This window comes from Brevundimonas sp. SORGH_AS_0993 (assembly GCF_030818545.1).
Taxonomy (GTDB): domain Bacteria; phylum Pseudomonadota; class Alphaproteobacteria; order Caulobacterales; family Caulobacteraceae; genus Brevundimonas.
The window spans coordinates 769015-788636 of sequence record NZ_JAUTAH010000001.1; the positions used below are offsets into that span (position 1 = coordinate 769015).

At 68.7% G+C, this 19622-nt stretch carries 19 protein-coding genes and 3 tRNA genes; 11 read left to right on the forward strand and 11 right to left on the reverse strand.

The genetic code is table 11. The annotated features are described in order from the left end of the window. Positions 1-78 precede the first annotated feature (78 nt). Entirely contained in the window at positions 79-2136 is a 2058-nt protein-coding gene (locus QE389_RS03860) for a lytic transglycosylase domain-containing protein (protein ID WP_307364772.1), read from the forward strand. Here the strand turns inward: QE389_RS03860 and QE389_RS03865 are convergent. From QE389_RS03865 to QE389_RS03880, 4 genes are read right to left on the reverse strand one after another with little or no spacing between them, the layout of a single operon-like run. Beyond that, positions 2130-2885, reverse strand: a complete 756-nt coding sequence (locus tag QE389_RS03865; protein WP_307364773.1) for an ABC transporter ATP-binding protein — start codon at positions 2883-2885, stop codon at positions 2130-2132. The genes QE389_RS03860 and QE389_RS03865 overlap by 7 nt on opposite strands. Further along, on the reverse strand, positions 2882-3871 hold the full coding sequence (locus QE389_RS03870) for an iron ABC transporter permease (RefSeq protein WP_307364774.1): 990 nt from the start codon (positions 3869-3871) through the stop codon (positions 2882-2884). Before QE389_RS03870 ends, QE389_RS03865 begins: the two co-directional genes overlap by 4 nt. Next, the gene (locus tag QE389_RS03875; RefSeq protein ID WP_307364775.1) at positions 3868-4677 is read right to left on the reverse strand and encodes an ABC transporter substrate-binding protein; all 810 of its coding nucleotides are present in this window, start codon (positions 4675-4677) and stop codon (positions 3868-3870) included. Before QE389_RS03875 ends, QE389_RS03870 begins: the two co-directional genes overlap by 4 nt. After that, a complete protein-coding gene (locus QE389_RS03880) occupies positions 4674-5303 on the reverse strand; it encodes a TetR/AcrR family transcriptional regulator (RefSeq protein WP_307364776.1) in 630 nt (209 codons plus the stop codon). Before QE389_RS03880 ends, QE389_RS03875 begins: the two co-directional genes overlap by 4 nt. A gap of 119 nt (positions 5304-5422) precedes the next feature. Here QE389_RS03880 and QE389_RS03885 point away from each other — a divergent pair, with 119 nt between their 5' ends. The 3 genes from QE389_RS03885 to QE389_RS03895 are packed head-to-tail and all read left to right on the forward strand — an operon-like array spanning position 5423 to position 8550. Then, positions 5423-6826, forward strand: coding sequence for a glycosyltransferase family 2 protein (locus QE389_RS03885; RefSeq protein WP_307364777.1), 1404 nt, complete (start codon positions 5423-5425; stop codon positions 6824-6826). An 18-nt stretch (positions 6827-6844) separates the two neighbouring features. Next, positions 6845-7756 carry a class I SAM-dependent methyltransferase gene (locus QE389_RS03890; RefSeq protein ID WP_307364778.1) on the forward strand — a complete coding sequence of 304 codons (912 nt, stop codon included), beginning with the start codon at positions 6845-6847 and terminating at the stop codon, positions 7754-7756. After that, complete coding sequence (locus QE389_RS03895) at positions 7753-8550, forward strand: RNA methyltransferase (protein ID WP_307364779.1); 798 nt, start codon at positions 7753-7755, stop codon at positions 8548-8550. The genes QE389_RS03890 and QE389_RS03895 overlap by 4 nt, the downstream gene beginning before the upstream one ends. Positions 8551-8559: 9 nt before the next feature. Here QE389_RS03895 and QE389_RS03900 read toward each other — a convergent pair whose 3' ends face one another. Next, the gene (locus QE389_RS03900) at positions 8560-9840 is read right to left on the reverse strand and encodes an MFS transporter (protein ID WP_307364780.1); all 1281 of its coding nucleotides are present in this window, start codon (positions 9838-9840) and stop codon (positions 8560-8562) included. 57 nt (positions 9841-9897) lie between these two features. Next, complete coding sequence (hrpB, locus tag QE389_RS03905) at positions 9898-12342, reverse strand: ATP-dependent helicase HrpB (RefSeq protein ID WP_307364781.1); 2445 nt, start codon at positions 12340-12342, stop codon at positions 9898-9900. 144 nt (positions 12343-12486) lie between these two features. Here hrpB and QE389_RS03910 point away from each other — a divergent pair, with 144 nt between their 5' ends. Next, positions 12487-14061: an amino acid permease gene (locus QE389_RS03910; RefSeq protein WP_307364782.1), complete on the forward strand. Its 1575-nt coding sequence runs from the start codon at positions 12487-12489 to the stop codon at positions 14059-14061. Between the two features lie 134 nt (positions 14062-14195). Here QE389_RS03910 and QE389_RS03915 read toward each other — a convergent pair. From QE389_RS03915 to QE389_RS03930, 4 genes are all read right to left on the reverse strand, one after another. Continuing rightward, a tRNA-Leu gene (locus QE389_RS03915) sits at positions 14196-14280 on the reverse strand. 76 nt (positions 14281-14356) lie between these two features. Then, positions 14357-14728 (reverse strand): hypothetical protein, encoded by a 372-nt coding sequence (locus tag QE389_RS03920; protein WP_307364783.1) that lies wholly within the window; start codon positions 14726-14728, stop codon positions 14357-14359. A gap of 69 nt (positions 14729-14797) precedes the next feature. Continuing rightward, positions 14798-15313 (reverse strand): Dps family protein, encoded by a 516-nt coding sequence (locus tag QE389_RS03925; RefSeq protein ID WP_307364784.1) that lies wholly within the window; start codon positions 15311-15313, stop codon positions 14798-14800. Positions 15314-15465: 152 nt separating this feature from the next. Next, positions 15466-15542 (reverse strand) — tRNA-Pro (locus tag QE389_RS03930). A gap of 203 nt (positions 15543-15745) precedes the next feature. Here QE389_RS03930 and QE389_RS03935 point away from each other — a divergent pair. From QE389_RS03935 to QE389_RS03960, 6 genes are all read left to right on the forward strand, one after another. Further along, a tRNA-Gln gene (locus tag QE389_RS03935) sits at positions 15746-15819 on the forward strand. A gap of 96 nt (positions 15820-15915) precedes the next feature. Beyond that, positions 15916-16458: a DUF924 family protein gene (locus tag QE389_RS03940; protein ID WP_307364785.1), complete on the forward strand. Its 543-nt coding sequence runs from the start codon at positions 15916-15918 to the stop codon at positions 16456-16458. A gap of 90 nt (positions 16459-16548) precedes the next feature. Next, entirely contained in the window at positions 16549-17394 is an 846-nt protein-coding gene (locus QE389_RS03945; protein WP_307364786.1) for a thymidylate synthase, read from the forward strand. Next, positions 17394-17693 (forward strand): phosphoribosyl-ATP pyrophosphohydrolase, encoded by a 300-nt coding sequence (locus QE389_RS03950; RefSeq protein ID WP_307364787.1) that lies wholly within the window; start codon positions 17394-17396, stop codon positions 17691-17693. The genes QE389_RS03945 and QE389_RS03950 overlap by 1 nt, the downstream gene beginning before the upstream one ends. Continuing rightward, positions 17690-18217: a dihydrofolate reductase gene (locus QE389_RS03955; protein WP_307364788.1), complete on the forward strand. Its 528-nt coding sequence runs from the start codon at positions 17690-17692 to the stop codon at positions 18215-18217. Before QE389_RS03950 ends, QE389_RS03955 begins: the two co-directional genes overlap by 4 nt. A gap of 24 nt (positions 18218-18241) precedes the next feature. Further along, entirely contained in the window at positions 18242-18562 is a 321-nt protein-coding gene (locus tag QE389_RS03960) for a YbjQ family protein (RefSeq protein WP_307364789.1), read from the forward strand. Here QE389_RS03960 and QE389_RS03965 read toward each other — a convergent pair. After that, on the reverse strand, positions 18559-19620 hold the full coding sequence (locus QE389_RS03965) for an Mrp/NBP35 family ATP-binding protein (protein WP_307364790.1): 1062 nt from the start codon (positions 19618-19620) through the stop codon (positions 18559-18561). The two genes, QE389_RS03960 and QE389_RS03965, sit on opposite strands and share 4 nt — an antisense overlap. Positions 19621-19622: the final 2 nt, after the last annotated feature.

Below are 19622 nucleotides of genomic sequence, written 5' to 3' on the forward strand. Positions count from 1 at the left end.
TCGCCTTTGAAGTGAGCGCGGGACGTTAGGTCGCCGACGGCTCCGCCGCAACCGGATTGAATGGGAACAGGACACATCATGTTAGCGACCAGTTTGGCTGCGGCCCTCGCCATCCTTGCGCCCAATCCGCAGGACGGGGTTCCCGGCCAACCTGTTCCCTACGCCTCGGTCGCCTCAGTTCCCGGTTATGGCGCGACGCCTCAGCCGCGCGTGCTGAACGATCAGGACACGGCGCTGTTTCGCCAGGGCCTGGCGGCTGCGCGCGCGCGCGATGTCGGCGCCGCCCGGTCGGCCATGGCCCAGATCGGCGATCCGGCCGCCCGCAAGCTGGTGGAATGGGCCCTGATCGACACCTCGGGCGAGCAACTGTCCTATGCCGACCTGGCCCGCGCCCACCGCGACCTAGCCGGATGGCCCCGCGCCGAATCGCGTCGGGCCGCGACCGAGAGGGCGCTGGATCGTTCGGGCGCCGGGCCGGACGCGGCGCTGGCCCTGTTCGCCGACGGCCCGCCGAGCATGATCGACGGGGCGATCGCCTACGCTTCCGCGCTGGAACAGCGGGGACGGCGCGACGAGGCCCGCGCCCTGATCCGCGACTGGTGGCGCACCCGATCATTCGACGAGGCGCCGCAGTCGCGCATCCTTTCGCGCTGGAGCGGCTGGCTGAGCCCGGCCGATCACGAGACCCGGCTGAACCTGCTGCTGCTGGGCCAGCACGGCCCGGCGACCCGCGCCATGATCAATCTGGTCTCGCCCGAGCGCGCGGCCGTCGCCAATGCGGTGATGGCGCTGCGAACAGCCTACAGCCCCGATGCGGTGGTGGCCGGCCTGACGCCGGCCCAGGCCAACGACCCGGCCGTGGTGCTGGAACGGGTCCGCATCCTGCGCTCGCAGAACCGGCAGTCCGAGGCCTTCCCCCTGTTGGCCGCCCTGCCCTCTGCGCCGGGACACGCCACAGGCGACAACACCCTGTGGAGCGAGCGCCGCAACTATTTCCTGGACGCCCTGCAGCAAGGGAACTGGCGCGCGGCCTATGACGCCATGAACGGCCACGGCTTCGCCTCGGGCGACCGGATGGTGGACGCCGAATTCTTCGCCGGCTGGCTGGCCTTGACCAAGCTGAACCAGCCCGAGGTCGCGGCCCGGCATTTCGAGGCGCTGCGGACCGCCTCCTCCACCCCGATCACCCAGGGTCGGGCCTTCTACTGGCTGGGCCGGGCGGCCGAGGCGCGGGGCGAGCGCGAGGCGGCGCAGACCTATTACCGCAACGGCGCGCGCCACTGGCAGACCTTCTACGGACAGTTATCGGCCGAAAAGGCGGGCGTGACGACCCTGCAGCTGCCGGGCGAACCGGCCCCGACGCCGCAGGATGTCGCACGGTTCGAGGCCAACGAACTGGTCCGCGCCACCCGCATCCTGGGCGAAACCGGCGAAATGACTCTGCTGCGCGTCTTCGCCTATCAGCTGGACAACGACCTGCCGGGGATCGAGGAACTGGCCCTGCTGATGGACCTGTCGCGCGGCTATGGCGAGGGTTTCACCGCCATGATGGTCGGCCGCGCCGCCAGCCAGCGCGGCTTCGTCATGCCCGAGCGGATGTATCCGGTCCGCATCCCGCCCCAGGTCGCCGGCGCCGCGCCTCTGGAGTTCACCCAGGCCATTACGCGCCAGGAGTCCAGCTTCGACCCCCGCGCCCGCTCCGGCGCCGACGCGCGCGGCATGATGCAGTTCCTGCCATCCACCGCCTCGGGCGTGGCGCGTCGGCTGGGCATGAGCTTCTCGGCCGAACAACTGTGGGACCCCGATTACAACATGACCCTGGGCAGCTATCATCTGGGCGAGCTGATAGCGGCCAACAACGGCTCCATGCTGCTGGCGACGGTGGGCTACAATGCCGGTCCGGCGCGGCCCAGCCAGTGGATCGCGCGGTGCGGCGACCCGCGCGGCGACGCCAACGCCGCCCTCGACTTCGTCGAATGCGCGCCCTTCACCGAGACGCGCAACTATATGATGCGGGTGATGGAGAATATGGCGGTGTACAAGGCGCGGCTGAACGACGGTTCGGCGCCCCTCACCCCTTCGGCCGACATCGCGCGCGGCACGGCGACGGGCGCGCGGCCCTACGCGGCCTACTGAGCGCGGCGGGCCGCCAACAACGGCCCGTCCCGTCCCTCGACCCACACCCCGTCCAGGCCGAAGACCTGTCGCAGCACCGCGGGCGACAGGGCCTGCATCGGCGGGGCGTCCGCGATCACCCGTCCCCGATCCATCACCACGACCCGGTCGGCGGCGGCGGCGGCCAGGGCGAGGTCGTGCAGGCTGACCAGAACGCCCGCCCCGGCGTCGGCCCGGGCCCGCAGCCGTTCCAGCACCAGTCGCTGCGCATCTGCATCCAGGCCCGCGATCGGTTCGTCCGCCAGCAACAACGACGCATCGGCCGTCAGCGCCCGCGCCAGCAGCACCCGCGCCCGCTCGCCCCCCGACATGTCGGCCACGCCGCGATCCGCCAGACGGCCGACCCCGACCTCGTCCAGCGCCGCCCGCGCCCGAACCAGAGCCGCCGCTCCTGACAGGAATGGCGCGCCCAGGGCCGCCACCTCCACCGCCGGCAGGTTCCAGGCGATGCGGCGTTCCTGAGGCAGATAGGCCAGACGTGCAGCCCGATCCCGATACGCCAACCGATCCAGCCGATCTTGGCCCAGGCGCACCTCGCCGGCGTGAACGGCCAGAAGACCGGCCGCCGCACGGATGGCGCTGCTCTTGCCCGCCCCGTTCGGCCCGCACAGGGCCACGACCTGGCCTGGCGCGACCGACAGATCGACGGCCTGCAGCACAGGCTTGGCGGCCAGCCGGGCATGGACGCCCTTCATCGACAGCAGGCTCACAGCCGCCACTCCCGCGCCGCGCGCCAGGCGATCAGGGCGAACAGGGGCGCGCCGATCAGGGCGGTGAAGACGCCCAGCTTCAGCTCCTGATCCGTGGGCGTGACCCGCGCCAGAAGGTCGGCCGTGACCAGCATCAGTCCGCCGGCCAGGGCCGAGGGCCCCAGGATGCGTCCCGGATCGCCCCGCACGGCAGCCCGCACCAGATGCGGCGCGGCCAGGCCGACGAAACCGATCACGCCCGCGACCGCCACCGCCGCCCCGGTCGCCACCGCCGCCGCGATCAGGGCCAAGGCGCGCAGTCGGCCCATCGACAGGCCCGAGGTCGCGGCGCTCTCTTCGCCCAGGGTCAGCATCCGCAGGCCCTGGGCCGACAGGGCGGCGAAGACGGCGGCGATCCCGACCGCCGGCGCTACCCAGGCCACGTCGATCCAGCTGCGGTTCTGGACCGACCCCAGCAGCCAGGCCATGACCTCGGCCTGGGCGATGGGCGAAGGCGACAGGTTGAAGATCAGGGCGGTCGCCGCCCCCGCGAAACTGGACAGGGCCACCCCGAACAGGATCAACGCCTCGGGCGCGCGCACCAGGCTGGAGGCGACGATCAGCAGGGCGCCCGCCAGCCCTGCGCCGATCAGGGCCGAAACCTCGACCACGCCCGGCGTCCCCGCCCCGCCCAGGACGATGGCCAGGGCCGCGCCCAAGGCCGCCGTGGCCGACACGCCCAGGACGCCCGGATCGGCCAAGGGGTTGCGCAACAGCCCCTGCATCACCGCCCCGGCCAGTCCTAGCGCCGCCCCCACCCCCAGGGCGCAGATGGCGCGCGGCGCGCGCACCTGCCACAGCACCTCGGCCGGACCGGACGTCGGGTCGTCAAAGGCGGCCGCGTACTGGCCGGGATCGAAGGCCGTTTCGCCGATCAGCACCGCCGCCGTCAGAGCGGCGACGATGGCGAGGCTCAGGACCAACCACAGCCGAAGCGTGGGACTCATGACCCGCTGTCCTTTCGGCCACCGGCGATCATCGCGACCCCATCGGCGGCGAACCAGGCCGGGCAGGTCAGGACGGCCGCCGGCAGGCGGGCCGCGGTGCGTCCCTGGGCGACGCGGCGCACGACCGGATGACGCCCCGGCCCGCGCCAGTCCGCCCGGACCTGATCGAAGAAACCCAAGACAAAACGCATCGGCGAACCAAGGGCGATCCGCTCCACGCTGACGGCGCCGAATCCGGGGGGCGTGGTCTGGTTGCGGAAACCCGCCGCCCTCAGCATGGCGTCGACCAACGTTCCTGGCCCGGCCGTGAACCCGCCCGCCGTCAGATAGACCGCCTGGGGCGCGGGACGCGAAGGCGGCTTCACCTTATCCAGACGCGCATCCATTTGCGCGATCAGACGCCGGCCGCGTTCGACCTGGCCCAGACCTTGCGCCACGGTCCGGATGTTGGCGCGCACCCCGTACAGATCGACGGCGTCTTCTATGGTCACGACCCGCGCGCCGCGCTGCTTCAGCGCCTCCAGCAGGCGCGGATCGCCGCCCCAATAGCGCACCACGACCTGGGGTCGCACACCGACCGCCGCCTCCAGCGTCGGACGCACACGCCGCCGGCCCGCCGCCTCATGCCGCATCCAGGAGTCGGGATCGTCCGCGCGCGGCGACAGGGCCAGGTCCGCATCGGGCGCCAGGGCCAGCACATATTGATCGGCGCACTGATCCAGGGCCATCACCCGCAGCGGCACGGCCTGCGCCGCCTCTCCCGCCAGAACGGCGGCGGCCAAACCAAGGGCGGCCGAACGAATCACGAGGTCCGCAGCCCTCGAAACAGCGCGTCCAGCGAGGCGTCGACCAGAGCCCGGCGGGCGGCCCATGGAAAATAGGGTTTGGTGATCATCAGCGAGACCAGGCCATGGGCGTTGGCCCAGATCAGCTGGGCGACGGTCGCCGGATCGCCCTGCATCCGCCCGCTCTCCACCGCTTCGGCCACCGTCGCCTGCAGACCGACGAACAGATCCTGGCCCAGTTCCTGCGCCATGCCTTGGGCGCCCTCGCGCGCCTCGGTCGGCCGGGTCAGATAGATCAGCCGATAGGCGTTCGGATTGTCGAAGCCGAAGGCGATATAGGCCTCCACCAGGCGCCGGGCGCGCTGATCCGGCGGCATGTCCAGGGTCGCCAACCGTTCGGTCGCCTCGATCAAGCGGGCGAAGGCGTCGCGGCAGATTTCCTGCAGGATTTCTCCCTTGTCGGCGAAATGCATGTAGAGGGCCGTGGACGACAGGCCCACCTCGTCCGCGATCTTGCGGATGGTGGCGCCCTCGTAGCCGCGCTCCACGAAGATGCGTTCGGCGGCGGACAGGATTTCCCCGCGCCGAGAATGGCCTTCGCCCTTGGCCTTGCGACTTGAACGCGACGATGAGGGGACGGCGGACAACAGCGCGACTCCGGATTGATCCGCCCTGATAGCGGCTCTGGCGGCCGGACGCCAACCGTCTTGCCGAACGCGGTTGGTGCAAATAATAATCCACGGTTGTGGGCAACGCGGGGGCGGACATGACCAAGGCGGCGAAGATCGAGCGACCGCGCGGCGCCGCGCGGCGCTCTCCGACCCTGGGCCAGATCCTGAGCTGGAGTCTGGTTCTGGCGGCGCCGGCCGCCGGCTTCGCCCTGTCTCCGTCGCGCACCGTGGCCGGTCTGATTTTGGCCTTGCAGAGCGCCTTCGCGATCTCCGCCTTGTGGCGCGCGACGGTCGCCGTCGCCAGTCTGAAGCGCGTCGCAACAACCCCTCCGCCAACGGAATGGCCCCGCTATACGGTGCTGGCGGCCCTGCATGACGAGGCGGCCGTCACGCCGCAGTTGATCGCCAGCCTGGCCCGGCTGGACTATGCGGCGCATCGGCTGGAAGGGTTTCTGGTTCTGGAGGCGCACGACCACGCCACCCTCGCCGCCGCCGAGGCGACGCCCAAGCCGGACTGGCTGAAAGTAGTCGTCGCGCCGCCGGGCCATCCCTTGACCAAGCCCCGCGCCCTGAACCACGCCCTGACGCGGGCGACCGGCGATCTGGTCACGATCTACGACGCCGAGGATCGGCCCGATCCGGATCAGCTGAGGGCCGCGGCGGCGCGGTTCGCCGCCGAACCCCGCCTGGGCTGTCTGCAGGCGCCCTTGCGAATTCGTCCGCGCAGAGGCGGCGGCTCCGGCTTTCTGGATCGGCAGTTCGCCTTCGAATACGCCGCCCTGTTCGAGGTGATGCTTCCCGGCATGGCGCGGTTGGGCCTGCCCTTCCCCCTGGGCGGCACCAGCAATCATGTACGGATGGAGGCATTGCGCGCCGTCGGCGGATGGGACGCCTACAATGTGACCGAGGACGCCGACCTGGGCTTTCGGCTGTGGTCCAGAGGCTGGACCCTGGGCCTCGTCGCCCCGCCGACGCAAGAGACGCCGCCGGGCGGCATCGACCGCTGGCTTCCGCAACGGACCCGCTGGATCAAGGGCTATATGCAGACCTGGGGCGTCCACACGCGCCGCCCGGCCGACCTGAGGGGACGAGGTCTGCTGGCCCTGGCGATGACCCTGGGCGCCGCGATCATTTCGGCCGCCGCCCATGCGCCGACCCTGGCCTGGCTGGCTTCGGCCGTGCTGATCGGGCTCAGCGCAGGCGTGCGGCCCGAGGCGCCGGTCGGCGCCATCGCCGTGCTGATGATCGGGGTCGTCGCCTCCTGGACGACCTGCGCCATCGGCGCGCGTCGCGCGGGGCTGAACTACCGCCTGACCGACATGCTGGCCGCGCCAGCCTATTGGGCCCTGCTCAGCCTAGCCTTTGTTCACGCCCTGTGGCGGTTGGTGATGGAGCCGCACGTCTGGGACAAGACGCCCCATGATCGAGACGAGGACATGCCCGATCGAATTGCGCCCCCGGTCCTGATGAAGGCCAAGTCTGGACGCGAGGCCGCCTGAGCGCCTATCAGCGGGCCAATGTCGCCTGTCCTCTCTCCCACTCCCGAAACGCTCGTGACCCGCGGCTGGTCCGACTACGCCCTGCTGGACTCGGGCGATGGCAAGAAGCTGGAACGCTATGGCCGCTATACGGTCGTGCGCCCCGAACCTCAGTGTTTCTGGTCGCCGCGCGATCCCGCCGCCTTCGAGGTCGCCAACGCCCTGTTCGATCCGCAGCAGGAGGAAGAGGATTCCGGCCGCTGGCGTTTCGACAAACACGGCCCCATCGACGCCTTTCCCCTGAAATGGCGCGACGTGAAGTTCACCGGACGCTTCACCCCCTTCCGGCACCTGGCCTTCTTTCCCGAGCAGGCGGCCAACTGGGATTGGCTGGACGGCCGCATCCGCAAGGCGTCCACCGATACGGGCGCCGCGCCGCGCATCCTGAACCTGTTCGGCTATACCGGCGTGGCCAGCTTGGCGGCGACGGCGGCGGGCGCGGAAGTGACCCACGTCGACGCCTCCAAGAAATCCGTCGCCTATGCGCGGGAGAACGCCGAACAGTCCGGCCTGAGCGACCGCCCGATCCGCTGGATCGTCGAGGACGCCCGCAAATATGTGGCGCGCGAGGTGCGACGCGGCTCGAAATATCAGGGGATCATCCTGGATCCGCCGAAATACGGGCGCGGCCCGACCGGAGAGGTCTGGCGGCTGTTCGAGGACATGCCCGGCCTCTTGAAGGACTGCGCAGCCCTGCTGGCGGACGACGCCGACTTCCTGCTGCTGAACGCCTATGCCGCGCGAATTTCCGGCCTGTCGCTGGCGCATCTGATGGCCGATGCGACCAGGAATCGCGGCGGACGCATCGACTGGGGCGAACTGGCGCTGTCAGAGGACGGGCCGGACGCGCGGGCCATCGGCCTGTCCTTCTTCGCGCGGTGGAGCCAATGACCGAGCGAGTCATCACCTCCCTGACCAACGACACGGTCAAGGCCGTGCGCGCTCTGCATATGCGCAAAGAACGCGAGGCGACCGGAACCTTTCTGGCCGAGGGTCTGAAGTTCATCGGCGAGGCGCTGGATCAGGGCCGCGCGCCGCGCCTGCTGCTGGTCGGGCAGGACGCCCGCCCTCACCCGATTCTGGATCGCGCCAAGGCCGAAACGGTCAAGGCGGGCGGCGAGATCGTGGTCGTCACCCACCCCATCCTTGAAAAGATCAGCCGCCGGGACAATCCGCAGACGGTGCTGGGCGTATTCGAACAGGCCTATGCCCCGCTGGACAGACTGAACCCGTCCTCGGCGCCCTGCTGGGTCGCCTTGGAGCAGGTGCGCGATCCCGGCAATCTGGGCACCATCATCCGCACCGCCGACGCGGCCGGCTGCGGCGGGGTGATCCTGATCGGCGACTGCGTCGATCCCTATTCGGTCGAGGCGGTGCGCGCGACCATGGGCTCGGTCTTCGCCGTCTCTATCACCCGGACCAGCCCCGAAGCCTTCCTGACCTGGCGCAAGACCTGGCCCGGCAGCGTCGTCGGCACTCGTCTGGACGCCCAGGTCAGCCACCGCTCGGCCGAAATGAAGAAGCCGGCCCTGATCCTGATGGGCAACGAGCAGGCCGGCTTGACCGACGCCCTGGCCGCCGCCTGCAACGTCAATGTGAAGATCCCGATGCGCGGCCGGGCCGACAGCCTGAACCTGGCCATCGCCACGGGCGTCATGGTCTATGCCGCGACGGACGACCTCTAGGCTCGCCTTTCAGGGCCGCTTTTCCGGGGCGACGCGGCCCAGGCCCCACAGGGCCAGAATGGTGATCACGGCGGCGACGGCCAGATAGGCGCCGACCGCCGCCGGCCCGAAAGTCCTGGCCAGCTTCATCGCCACGAAGGGCGCAAGCGACGCGCCCAGGATGCCCGCCACATTGAAGGCCATCGACGCGCCGGTGTAGCGCACCGTGGTCGGGAACGGCCGCGCCATGGCCGTGCCGATGGGGCCGTAGGTGCAGCCCATCAGGGCGAACCCCAAGGCGAAGAAGATCAACAGGCCGCTCAGACCCAGGGCGAACAGCGGCTGGAACAGGGCGCCGAACAGGCCGATGCCGACCGTGGACCAGATCATCACCCGAATCTGCCCGAACCTGTCCGCCAGCAGGGCCGTCACCGGGATAAAGGCGGCGAAGAACAGCACGCCGATCAGTTGGACAGGCAGAACATCGGCGCGATTCAGCCCCATGCCGGTCGTGGCCCAGCCCAGGGCGAAGACCGTCATCAGATAGAAGAGGGTGAAGGTCGTGACGCCGCCGAGCGCGCCCAGGACCAGCGCCGCCTTGTGGTGGGCGAACAGGGCGGCGGCCGGCGCCTTTTCCTGTTCGTGGCGGTCGGCGACCTTCTGGAACTCGGGCGTCTCGGTGATCTTCAGCCGCACCCAAAGGCCGACGAAGACCAGCAGCGCGCTGGCGATGAAGGGAATGCGCCAGCCCCAGGTCTCGAAAGCGGCCTCGGGCATGGTCGCCGTCAGCACGATGAAGGAGGTGGTGGACAGGATGAAGCCGATCGGCGCGCCCAGCTGTGGGAACATGCCGAACCAGGCCTTCTTGCCCTCGGGCGCATTCTCGGTCGCCAGCAGCACGGCCCCGCCCCATTCGCCGCCCAGGCCCAGCCCCTGGCCGAACCGGCACAGGGCCAGCAGCAGGGGCGCCAACAGGCCCACCTGCTGATGTGTCGGCAACAGACCGATGGCCACGGTCGACAGGCCCATGGTCATCAGGGCCGCGACCAGCGTGGCCTTGCGTCCCACCCGGTCGCCGAAGTGTCCGAACGCCAGGGCGCCGACGGGCCGGGCGAAGAAGGCGATGGAGAAGGTGGCGAAGGACGACAACAGGGCCGTGGTCGGATCGCCGCCCGGAAAGAACAGCTTCGGGAACACCAGCACGGCCGCCGTGGCGTAGATGTAGAAGTCGAAGAACTCGATCGTCGTGCCGATCAGGCTGGCGAACAGCACGCGGCCGGTGGAGTTCTTCGGCAGGACGGCGTCGGACATCATAGGCTCCCAGTTGTCCTCAGCGATGCCCGTTTCCCTGCCGCGCCGTCAAGGCGATCAGGTTCCGCGCGGCTTCACCCGGTTCGTCGGTTGCGCCTCGGCCGGGTTCTCGGGCCAGGGGTGACGTGGGTATCGACCACGCATCTCGGCGCGCACCGCCGCCCATGAACCGGCCCAGAAGCGCGGCAGGTCCTTGGTCACCTGCACCGGCCGACGCGCGGGCGAAAGCAGAGCCAGGGTCAACGGCACGCCGCCGACGGTCGGATGCGTCGTCACGCCAAATAGCTCCTGCACCCGAATATCGACGCGCGGGCCGCCCTCTGCGGCGTAATCGATGGCCGCCGAGCCCAGCGGCGTGATCAGCCGCGTGGGCGCCAATTCGTCCAGCCGTCGTTGCAGGTCCCAAGGGATCAGTCCTTGCAGAGCCTCGGCCAGCCGACCGTCGGATATCCCTTCCAGCGACTTGGCCCCGTCCAGCAGAGGCCAAAGCCAGTCCTCGCGTGCTTCCAGCAACGCCATGTCCGAAACATCGGGCCAGGCCGGGTCGCGGTCATGCAGGAAGGCCAGCCGCGCGCGCAGACCCGAAGCCTGCTCACCCCATTTCACCGCGCCCAATCCCTCGGCCTCGACCTCGGCGCGCAAAGCGGTCGCCAGAGTTTTCGCATCCGGCGCGCCGACGATCTTTTCGTCCAGCACGATGGCGCCGATGCGCCGCGACCGGCGGATGACCGAGCGCCCCGACGGCTCGCGCACCAGCCGGTCTTCCACTGAGATCAGGCGCGCCAGATCGCTGTCGATCCGATCAACGTCGAGCGCCGCAGCCAGTCGCACCCGGTCTCGCGTGTCGCCGCCGCCGAGTTCCGCAACCGCCAGCCACGGTTCGCGCGCCAGATGATCGGTCGGCTCCAACTGCGCCCCGCGCCCGCTGGCCAGAAGGTACTCGCCCGCCTTTCCCCGCGCCTTGGCGATCCGCTCTGGAAAGGCTTCGGCCAGCAACAGCCCCGGATCGATCGTCCGACCCGATCCGCCGCCCGCCGCGCGCGCCCAACGTTCCGCCAGCTTGATCGAATCGCGCGCTCTCTGCGTCCTGTCCCGATCCAGCCCGATGAGTCGATCCGCCAGATCGACGCTCGATCCGCCCAGTCCAGGCTCGCTCAGCACCGTCGCGATCCGCGCACCCGTCATCGCGTCTCCGGCGTCGGACGCCACTGCGACCATGTGCGCCAGTCTTGGCGACAGCGGAATCCGCGTCAGCCGCAGCCCATGCTTCGAAAGGCCACCTTCCGAATCCAGCGCGCCCAGCCGGGTCAGAACCTTGCGCGCCTCGGCCATGGCCCCGGCCGGCGGCGGGTCCAGCAGGGCCAGCCCCTCGACCGATCGCGCGCCCCAGCGGGCCAAGTCCAGCGCCAGGCCGGTCAGGTCGGCCTCCTGGATTTCCGGCCGTTGATGCGGAACCAGGCCGCGCGTCTGTTCTTCGTCCCACAGGCGATAGCAGACGCCGGGTTCGGTACGTCCGGCCCGTCCGCGCCGCTGCTCGGCGGACGAGCGGCTGACCCGCACGGTCGCCAGCCGGGTCAGGCCGCTGGAGGGCTCGAACCGCGGCACGCGCGACAATCCGCCGTCGATCACCACGCGCACGCCCTCGATGGTCAGGCTGGTCTCGGCCACGGAAGTCGCCAGCACCAGCTTGCGCCGGTCCGGCCGGGCGGGCTCCACGGCGCGGTCCTGCTCGGCGCGGTCCAGACCGCCGTAAAGGGGAACGACGTCGATGTTCGGCAGACGCAGCCGCTCGCCGACCAGACGCGCCACCCGGTGGATTTCGCCCTGGCCCGGCAGGAAGGCCAGGACCGAGCCCGTCTCTTCACCCAAGGCCAAGAGGCAGGCCCGGGCCATCGCCTCCTCGAATCGTTCGCTCGGATTGCGGCCCAGATGGCGGGTCTCGACCGGGAAGGCGCGGCCCTCGGCCTCGACGACCGGGGCCAGATCGCCACCCTCGCTGGCCAGCAGGCGCGAGACGCCCGCCACGTCCAGGGTCGCCGACATGACCAGCAGCCGCAGGTCGTCGCGCAGCAACGACTGGCTCTCTCGCGCCAGGGCCAGGCCCAGGTCGGCGTCCAGACTGCGTTCGTGGAATTCGTCGAACAGAACCGCCCCCACGCCCTCCAGCGCCGGGTCGTCCAGGATCATGCGGGTGAAGACGCCCTCGGTGATGACCTCGATCCGTGTGCGGGGGCCGATGCGGCTTTGCAGGCGGGTGCGATAGCCGACGGTCTCTCCCGTCTCCTGGCCGAGGGTCCTGGCCATGCGGTCGGCGGCGGCGCGGGCGGCCAGGCGGCGCGGCTCCAGAACCAGGACCCTGCCCTCTGTCAGCCACGGCTGATCCAGCAGGGCCAGGGGCACGACCGTCGTCTTGCCGGCGCCGGGCGGCGCGGCCAGAACCGCCGTATTGCCCTTCGACAAGACGGTCTTCAGCGGCTCCAGAACGGCATGGATCGGCAGCATTTCCGGCCTCTAGCCTGTCCGGGGGCGATCACGAAAGCGTCGTCACGCCTTTACCGGCCCGTCATCCGCGTTGCGCGTCATGATTTCCCCCGCTAGCGTCCCGCCAAACCAGCCGAGGGGCTTTGGTAAACGTGGGGATATTCAATGTGGCGCGTTAAGTCGCTCGACGCGATTCTGGCCACGGCCGAGAAGAAATCGCTTCATCGGTCGCTGGGTCCTGTTCAACTGACGCTTCTGGGGATCGGCGCCATTATCGGCACCGGCATCTTCGTTCTGACGGCTGCGGCCGCGCAGAAGGCCGGACCCGGCATGATGATCAGCTTCGTCATCGCGGGCGCGGTCTGCGCCGTGGCGGCGCTGTGTTACTCCGAACTGGCGGCCATGGCCCCCGTGTCCGGCTCGGCCTACACCTACACCTACGCCGTCATGGGCGAACTGCTGGCCTGGACGGTCGGCTGGGCCTTGATCCTGGAATACGCCGTGGCGGCCTCGGCCGTTTCGGTGGGTTGGTCGGGGTATGTGCTGGGACTGATCGAAAAAGGGCTGGGGATCGACTTCCCTGACCTCTTGTCCGCCGGCCCGACCTGGGCGATGCACGGCCTTGTTCCCGTTCCCGACTTCTCGGCCGGGATCGTCAACATTCCCGCCATCGTGGTGGCCCTTCTGGTCACGGCGCTTCTGATGATCGGCACGACGGAATCGGCGCGCGTGAACGCCGTTCTGGTCGCCATCAAGGTCGCCGCCCTGACCGTCTTCATCGTCATCACCCTGCCAGTGGTGCAATCGGCCAATCTGACGCCCTTCGCCCCGAACGGCCTGTTCGGCCAGTATTCCGGCATGGGCGTCGTCGGGGCCGCCGCCTCGATCTTCTTCGCCTATGTCGGCTTCGACGCCGTCTCGACCGCCGCCGAAGAGACCAAGAATCCGCAGCGTAACGTGCCCATCGGCCTGATCGGGTCGCTGGCCATCTGCACCATCTTCTATCTGCTGGTCGCCCTGGGCGCGGCCGGCGCCATCGGCGCCCAGCCGGTGCTCGGCGCCGCCGGCCAGGCCGTGGAGCCGGGTTCGCCCGCCTTCGTCGCCGCCTGCGCCCTGCCGGCCAACGCCGACCGCCTGGTCTGCTCCAACGAAGCCCTGGCTCACGTCCTGCGCGTCGTCGGCCATCCGCAGATCGGCAACGCCCTGGGCACCGCCGCCCTCCTGGCCCTGCCCTCGGTCATCCTGATGATGATCTACGGCCAGACCCGCATCTTCTTCGTGATGGCGCGCGACGGCCTGCTGCCGGAAGGTCTGACCAAGATCCATCCCAAGTGGAAGACCCCGTACATCGTCACCCTGGCCACCGGCATCGCGGTCGCCATCGCCGGCGCCCTGTTCCCGGTCGGCAAGCTGGCCGACATCTCCAACTCGGGCACCCTGTTCGCCTTCTTCATGGTGTCGATCGCAGTGCTGGTGCTGCGGGTCAAGGATCCGAACCGCAAACGGCCCTTCCGCACCCCTCTGATCTGGGTCTTTGCGCCCCTGTCGGCGCTGGGCTGCGCCTTCCTGTTCTGGAACCTGCCGCACGAAGCCAAGATGGTGCTGCCGATCTGGGGCGGTCTGGGCCTGCTGATCTACTTCGCCTACGGCTATCGCAAGAGCCACGTCGGGCGCGGCCTGGTCGAGGTCCACGAGACCGACAGCGACGCGCCCCCGCCGCCCGTCCCGCCGATCAGCTAAGGCGAACGCTTCGGGGCCTGCGCGCGCATGCGCAGGCTTCGACACCGGCTCCAAAGCCTGGCCTCAAGCCGCTCATAGGGCGGTAGCCCACAAACAAGAAAAGGCCCCGGAGCGATCCGGGGCCTTTTTTGCTTTGGTGCGGATGAGAGGACTCGAACCTCCACGCCTTGCGGCGCTGGAACCTAAATCCAGTGCGTCTACCAGTTCCGCCACATCCGCATCGAGGTAGGACGCGGCTTCTACGGGCGTTTGCGGTCCTCGGCAAGACGGGAAGACGCCAGGACGACGGGCGATCTCAGCGGCGGCCCGCCACCAGTTCGTTGCGAATGCTGCGGCCCAGGGGATCACGCGCGCGCCAGGTGTCACCGATCTCAGCCTCGACCATCGGACTGCAGAAGCGCGGCAGGAACTGGCGCGGGCGAAAGCCGGACAGGCACAATTTTTCGTTTTCGACGGACCAGCGCGCCTCTAGACGCCGCCCGTCAGAGAACAGGGACGAATAGCGGCCGCCGGGCTCGAAATAGTGCTTCACCCATTGGCCGTTCGGATAGTGGGAAATGATGGTGTTCCCGAACGCGCGAGACATGTCGGCCTGAGCCGATCCGGCGACGCCCAACACCACCAGGGCCAGGACGATCGCGCCCCCAGCTCTTGAGTTAGTCTTCATGCCCCGCTCCCGCGCTCCCCTATCGAATATCGCCGATAGGAAAGCGCAGGCAAGAGGCGGGTTCCCGGCTCAGGCGTTCCCGCGACGGCCGGCCTCGAACAGGAACCAGACCCGCTTTTCGGTCTCGTCCACCCAGTTCTCAATCAGACTGGCGGTGGCGATGTCGTTGTGTTCGTCGCAGAGGTCATGGACCTCGCGCATCCGGTTGATCAGTTCGTGGTTGTCGTCCCGAAGCTCGGCCAGCATGTCCAGGGCGTCGACGAAGTCGGCGTCGTTGTCGGCGACGCGGCTTTCCTTGGCGATCTGGCCGATGGAGCGCAAGGTCGTGCCGCCGATCTTGCGCGCGCGCTCAGCCATCGGATCCGTCATGGCCAGGATTTCGGCCGACTGTTCGTCCAGCATCAGATGATAGTCGCGGAAATGCGGCCCCGAGACGTGCCAGTGGAAATTCTTGGTCTTGATATAGAGGGCGAACACATCCGCCAGCAGGCCGGTCAGGGCCGCAGAGATGTCGCGCGTGGCGTCCTCCGACAGGCTGGTGGGGGTTCTGAGCGGCGCCAGGCGCTTTTCACGGGCGTTGACCATGGGGAAATCTCCTCGGCTGCGATCCTAACCGTCTAGCTAGGAAACCGGACGATCCGATGGAAGCCCGGCCGGGACCAAAATGCGACGAGACGCATTTCGTTCGACGCGCCGAAGGGGCGATCACATCGTTTCGTCGCTTGAGAAGGAGAAGATGGTCGGAGTGAGAGGATTCGAACCTCCGACCCCTGCGTCCCGAACGCAGTGCTCTACCAGGCTGAGCCACACTCCGACCGTGGGAGCGGGCCTGGAAAGGCGTCGCCCCGAAGTGAGGACGCGGCTTATAAACACGGCTTTCGGAACCCGCAAGCACCCTTTTCGTCCAGCAACGAAACCGGCGGAAATAGTCCTGAAAGAGGGTGTTGCATCCGAAAACGGTTTGGCCTATCTGACCGCCTCCGCTGCACAGCGCTGCTGCGGAAACGCCGGACCTGCTGGGGAATGGTGTAATGGTAACACTACGGTTTTTGGTACCGTCATTCTAGGTTCGAGTCCTAGTTCCCCAGCCACCGACCCACAGGTCGTCCTCTCCCAAGCTCAATCAGGCGGATCGTCGAACGATCCTGCCTATGGTTCTGTCAGGACCGATTGGCTAGGACAGGGGCATGACCGAGTTCGCCAGCGCTTCCGATGTCGTCGCCTTCTGGATCGAGGCCGGGCCTGAAAAGTGGTTCGCCAAGGATGACGCCTTCGACGCGGTCTTCCGCGACCGCGGCCACACCCTGCATTGGGCGGCGGCCCGCCGGGAATGCGACGACTGGATGGCCAGCGCCGAAGGCGCCCTGGCCCTGTCGATTCTGCTGGATCAATATCCGCGCAACAGCTTCCGCGGCACGGCGCACCAGTTCGCCACCGATCCGCTGGCTCTGATGTTCGCCAATCGCGCGGTGGCGGAGGACCATCACCTGGCGGTCGCCCCCGAACTGAAGAATTTTCTCCTGCTGCCGTTCGAGCATTCGGAACGGATCGAGGATCAGGACCGCTACATGGCCCTGGTCGCCGGCGACGAAGAACTGGAGAAGTGGGGTCGAATCCACCGCGACATCATCGTGCGCTTCGGCCGGTTCCCGCACCGCAATGCAGCCTTGGGTCGGGCGACGACGCCCGATGAACAGGACTTCCTCGACCAGGGCGGGTTCGGCGGCTGATTCGATTTCTGTGGACTCTCGTCAGGGGGCCACGATTTCCCGAAACGCGAATCGGTTTTCTGAGGCAACCTCCGTCTCATGACCGTCCAGATGATCCTTGCCGATGTTCAGTCGCGCGCCGGCGCCGCGCCCGTCGATCATCCGGAGTGGCAGTATCTGAACCTGCTGCGCGACATTCTGGACAATGGCGCACGGCGCGACGACCGGACCGGCACGGGCACCCTGGGCGTCTTCGGCCGGCAGATGCGGTTCGATCTGTCCAAGGGCTTCCCCGTCCTGACGACCAAGAAGCTGCACCTGCGTTCCATCATCGTCGAACTGCTGTGGTTCCTGCGCGGAGACACCAATATCGGCTGGCTGAAAGACAACGGCGTTCGCATCTGGGACGAATGGGCCGACGCCGAGGGCGAACTGGGTCCGGTCTATGGCAAGCAGTGGCGGTCGTGGACCGCGCCGGACGGCCGCGTCATCGACCAGATCCAAAAGCTGGTCCACGACCTGAGGACCAATCCCAACAGCCGCCGCCACATCGTCACCGCCTGGAACCCGGCCGATGTCGACGACATGGCCCTGCCGCCCTGCCATTGCCTGTTCCAGTTCTTCGTCGCCGACGGAAAGCTGAGCTGCCAGCTGTATCAGCGCAGCGCCGACGTCTTCCTGGGCGTGCCCTTCAACATCGCTTCCTACGCCCTCTTGACGATGATGCTGGCCCAGGTGGTGGGGCTGGAGCCGGGCGAGTTCGTGCACAGCTTCGGCGACGCCCATCTGTATCTGAACCATCTGGAACAGGCCGAGTTGCAGCTAAGCCGCGAGCCCCTGCCCCTGCCGACCATGCGGATCGCGCCCAAGACCGACCTGTTCGGCTTCGAACTGTCGGACTTTACGCTGGAAGGCTACGAAGCCTGGCCGCACATCAAGGCGTCCGTGGCGGTCTGATGGACTTGAAGCGCCTGCAGGCCGATGTCCTGCGCATTTCGGACATCTACGCCGCCGAACACGCGATCGACCGGGACCGGGATTGGGCCCTGCTGAAGCTGCAGGAAGAACTGGGCGAACTGACGGCCGAGCACCTGCGCCTGACCCGCCGTGCGCGAGGCGCGCCGGACGCCCAGGCGCTGGGCGACGAGGCGGCGGACGTGCTGGGCATGCTGCTGATCTATTGCGCGCGGGCCGAGATCGATCTGGAACAGGCCATGCAGCGCAAATGGCTGAAGTGGCTGGAGCCGAAACCATGACCGTGCCTGTGATCGCCCTGGTCGTGGCGCGCGGGCGAAACGGCGTGATCGGCCGTGACGGCGACCTGCCTTGGCGGCTGCGTTCGGACCTTCAGCGGTTCAAGGCCATCACCATCGGCAAGCCGTGCCTGATGGGGCGCAAGACTTGGGAGAGCCTGCCGCTGCGCCCCCTGCCCGGCCGGTTGAACCTGGTTCTGACCCGCGACCAGTCCTATGAGGCCGAGGGTCAGTCGAAAGGCGCCCTGGTCTGCGCGACCCTGGACGAAGCCATCGAGATCGCGCGCGAAACCGCCCAGGACGACGGGGCGGACGAAATCTGCGTCATCGGCGGCACGGCCGTGTTCGAGGCCGCCCTGTCCCGCGCCCGCCGCCTCTACATCACCGAGGTCGACGCCGCGCCGGAGGGTGATGCGCGCTTTCCCGACTTCGACCCGGCGGACTGGACCGAGGTGTCGTGCGAACCGCATGAGGCCGGCGAGAAGGACGATCACGCCTTCACCTTTCGCGTGCTAGAACGCCGCTAACCTCGATCAGCCAAGGAGACTGCGATGTATGTCACCACGACCAACGACCTGCCGGGCTTTCGCGTCACCCGCCACATCGGCCTAGTGCGCGGCGTGACGGTGCGCTCTCGCAACGCCATCTCCGACGCCATCGGCGGGGTCCAGTCCATGCTGGGCGGCCGCGTCGGCGCCTATGTGAAACTGGCCGAGGCCGGACGTCAGGAAGCCTATGACGAACTGGTCAAACACGCCCAGGACCACGGGGCCAACGCCATTCTGGCCGTCCGCTATGACGCCACCGAAATCATGCCCGGCGTGACAGAGGTGCTGTGCTACGGCACGGCCGTGATCGTCGAGCCGGCCTAAAGCTTCAGTCCCTCCACGACCCGGGCGGCGATGGCGGCGAAACGGTCGGCGACGGCGCCGGACGGATCGACCGCGACCGGCGGACGCCCCGCATCGCCGCCTTCCCGGATGGCCGCATCCAGCGGGAGGTCGCCCAGAAAGGGGATCGACAGCCGCTGCGCCTCGACCTCGGCGCCGCCCTGACCGAAGACAGGGCCGCTCATGTTTTCGATCAGCCCCAGCGTCGGCACATTGACGCGCTGAAACAGGGTATGGGCGCGCCGCGCGTCGGCCAGCGCCACTTCCTGCGGCGTCGAGACGATCACCGCCCCGTCCAGCGGCGTCTTCTGGATCAGGGTCAGTTGCACGTCGCCGGTGCCCGGCGGCAGGTCCACCACCAGAACGTCCAGCGGAGCCTCGGCCGTGCCCCAGCGCGTCTGGGTCAGCATCTGGGTGATGGCCTGGGAGGCCATGGGGCCGCGCCAGATCATGGCGTCGTCCATCTTGGTCAGCAGGCCGACCGACATGGCCTTCAGCCCGTGGGCCTCATGCGGGATGATGGCGCCGTTCTCATAGGCAGGCTGGCCGCCGATCCCCAGCATGGTCGGCAGCGACGGCCCATAGACATCGGCGTCGAGGATGCCGACCGACAGGCCGCGCGCCGAGAGCGCGGCGGCCAGATTGACGGCGACCGTCGACTTGCCGACCCCGCCCTTGCCGCTGGCGACCGCGAGTACCCGGCGCACATTTGCGGGACGATCGGTGGGAACCGGCGCCTTGGGCCGCCCCTGATCGACGGCGGCCTGGGACAGGCTGGCGGAGCGGGGCGCGGGTCCCGCCTCGGCCGTCAGGACCACGGAAACGCGCGTCATGCCGGGCAGGGCCTTCAGCGCCGCCTCCGCCGCATCCCGAACGGGGGCGTAGGCCGCCACGCGGTCGCGGGCGACCTCCAAGGCAAAGCCCGCCCGATCCTCGGCCACGACCAACCCCTGAACCAGGCCAGCCGCGACCAGGCCCTGGCCCGAAATCGGATCGATGACCCTGTCCAAGGCGGCGAGAACGACGGCGCGATCGACCAAGA